We start from the raw sequence: 1,423 nt of genomic DNA on the forward strand, positions 1-1,423 counted from the left end.
GGTGGTGGCCGAGAGCTTTCGCGGCAAGAGCCGCGTCCAGCAGCACCAGATGGTCTATGACGCGCTGAAGGGCAATATGGGCGGCGTGTTGCACGCATTGGCGCTGCAGACCAGCGTTCCCGACTGACCCTTAGCGCTTGGCCCAACACGGCTCATCCTTTGCGCCATTTCAGCCACGGCGCGGCTAACGTCTTGTTTCGAGCAATCGTTGGGTTTATTTGAAGGGTATGTTTCGAGCCTGACTCCCACAGGCGGGAAAGGATATTCCATGAGCAGCATCAACGACTACATTGACAATGAAGTGAAGGGCAACGACGTCGTCCTTTTCATGAAGGGCACACCTGGTTTCCCGCAATGCGGATTTTCCGGCCAGGTCGTCCAGATCCTCGACTATATCGGCGCCGACTACAAAGGCGTGAACGTCCTGGACTCGGCTGAACTGCGCCAGGGCATCAAGGAATACTCCAACTGGCCGACGATCCCTCAGCTCTACGTCAAGGGAGAATTCGTCGGCGGTTGCGACATCGTGCGCGAGATGTTCCAGGCGGGCGAGCTGCAGACGTTCCTCGTCGAGAAGGGCGTCAGCGTCAAAGGCGCCGCCTGATTTCTGTTTTGTGCATGCCCGAAATCGACGTTGATTTTCGGGCATCGAGCACCAGGCACCGGGGCAACCTCACCTCGGCAATTTTCATGTCCTGACCCCAGGACCAGGACGAGCCAATGCGCCGGCCCGCCGGCGCATTTTCGTTTGAAAGATCGGACTTGCCGTGGACCAGCCAAAACCAGCGCCGCAATCGGCAAGCAAACTGCCCATTCCGCGCTGGGAGTTCATCGCTCTGTGCGCGGCACTGATGGCGCTGAACTCGCTGGCCATCGATATCATGCTGCCGGCTCTGCAGCAGATCGGCGCCTCGCTCGGCGTCGAAAATGAAAACCACCGGCAGTACGTCATAACGGCCTACATTCTGGGCTTCGGTGGCGGGCAGCTGTTCTTCGGGCCGATCTCGGATCGCTTCGGACGTCGCGCACCACTGGTCGCCGGGCTGGTGATTTATGTCGCCGCGGCTGCGGCCGCCGCCGTTGCACCAAGCTTTGAAACACTTCTGCTGTGCCGGGCCGTGCAAGGCATCGGTGCAGCCGCCACTCGTGTCATCGCGGTCTCGATCGTGCGCGATACGTTCGACGGCCGGCGCATGGCCGAGGTGATGTCGCTGATCTTCATGGTGTTCATGGCGATACCGGTCATTGCTCCCGGCATCGGCCAATTTATCATGCTGTTTGCGACCTGGCATTGGATCTTCGTCACCATGGCCGTCGGTGCGCTGCTCGTCTCGGCCTGGTCGCTGCTGCGCCTTCCTGAAACGCTGCATCCCGAACATCGCCGGCCGCTGACGCTCAACTCCATTGTCGGCGGGTTTCGTAT

At 60.2% G+C, this 1,423-nt stretch carries 3 protein-coding genes; all 3 read left to right on the plus strand.

Going from position 1 to position 1,423, the window contains the following annotated elements; genetic code table 11:
* A partial coding sequence (locus EN884_RS35905) for a BolA/IbaG family iron-sulfur metabolism protein (RefSeq protein WP_127288094.1) occupies nucleotides 1-127 on the plus strand: 127 nt, incomplete at its 5' end.
* 141 nt (nucleotides 128-268) lie between these two features.
* Nucleotides 269-604, plus strand: coding sequence for a Grx4 family monothiol glutaredoxin (gene grxD, locus EN884_RS35910; protein ID WP_063167818.1), 336 nt, complete (start codon nucleotides 269-271; stop codon nucleotides 602-604).
* A gap of 208 nt (nucleotides 605-812) precedes the next feature.
* Nucleotides 813-1,423: MFS transporter (locus EN884_RS35915; RefSeq protein ID WP_245492051.1), on the plus strand; the 611-nt coding region annotated here is incomplete at its 3' end.

Origin of the sequence: Mesorhizobium sp. M7A.F.Ca.AU.001.01.1.1, from assembly GCF_004022735.1 — a bacterium.
Lineage (GTDB): Bacteria > Pseudomonadota > Alphaproteobacteria > Rhizobiales > Rhizobiaceae > Mesorhizobium > Mesorhizobium ciceri.